Here is a 1086-nt window from a genome sequence, read left to right as displayed (position 1 = left end):
GTCCCGCCCCTTCCAGCTGATCTCGGCGTCCGGGTGGGCCAGCAGATTGCCGGTCCAGGCGGGGTGGCCGGGCCGTCCGAAGTTGGACCCGACGAGCAGCCAGGTCCCGGCTTCCTCCGGCATACAGGCGAGCGGAGTGCGCCGCGCCAGCCCCGATCTGGCCCCGCGCGCGGTGAGCACCACCCCCGGCAGCATCCGCGCGCTCGGCAGCACCTTGCCCCGGGTGAGCCGGTGCACGGCCCGGTCGAGGGCCGGGACGAGGTGAGGGGCGACCTTCGCGAACGCGCGCGTGGAGGACACCTTCTGGACGAGGCGTACACCGCGTGGGGTCCGGGTCACCGGACGGCCGCCCGCGCGCGCGTGGCGGCGGCGTCCGGGGTGCGAGGTCCGCGGAACAGCCCGGCACGGTCGGCCGCACGGGCCCGCAGCGCCGCCACGGGCCCGAAGAGCAGCTCGTCGGAGGCGGCCCGCTTGAAGTACAGATGCGCCTCGTGCTCCCAGGTGAACCCGATGCCGCCGTGCAGCTGGATCGCCTCGGCGGCGGTGCCTCGCAGCGCCTCCAGGGCCTGCGCGAGGGCGAGCCCCCCGGCGTCCGGGTCCCAGGCCGCGTAGTAGGCGGCGGAACGGGCCGCCTGCACCTGTACGTACCGGTCCGCGAGCCGGTGCTTGACGGCCTGGAAGGACCCGATGGGCCGCCCGAACTGCTCGCGCTCCTTCACGTACGCGACGGTCCGCTCCAACGCGTGCGCGGCGGCGCCGACGGCTTCGGCGGCGAGGGTGGCGGCGGCGGTGAGACCGGTGGCGGCGAGGGCGGCCAAGGTGTCGCCCTCGGCCAGCAATTCGCCTTCCACCTCCCTCAGTTGCAGCCGCCCCTGACTGCGGGTCTCGTCGAGGGTGGTGTGACGGGCCCGGTGGAGACCGGCGGCGTCTCCCCGTACGAGGAAGAGGCGGACGCGGCTGCGGGCGAAGCCGCCGGTGTGGGCGGCGACGAGGAGGAGGTCGGCGCGATGGCCGTCGAGGACCTGGGCGACCTCGCCGTACAGCCGCCATCCCCCCTCGGCGGACCGGGCCTGCACCCCGCCGGCC

2 protein-coding genes are annotated in these 1086 nt (G+C 75.9%); both read right to left on the bottom strand.

Translation table 11 applies throughout. From position 1 onward, the window contains the following. On the bottom strand, positions 1 to 339 hold a 339-nt coding region (locus A8W25_RS05745), incomplete at its 3' end, for a nitroreductase/quinone reductase family protein (protein ID WP_067156991.1). Then, positions 336 to 1086, bottom strand: a 751-nt coding sequence (locus A8W25_RS05740; protein ID WP_267890363.1) for an acyl-CoA dehydrogenase family protein, incomplete at its 5' end; no start/stop codon positions are given. The genes A8W25_RS05745 and A8W25_RS05740, both read right to left, overlap by 4 nt.

The sequence above is a fragment of the Streptomyces sp. ERV7 genome (assembly GCF_001653515.1).
In the GTDB taxonomy this organism is placed as follows: Bacteria; Actinomycetota; Actinomycetes; order Streptomycetales; family Streptomycetaceae; genus Streptomyces.
The sequence above is the reverse complement of the archived record's forward strand: the minus strand, read 5'-3'. Positions and strand labels throughout refer to the sequence as shown.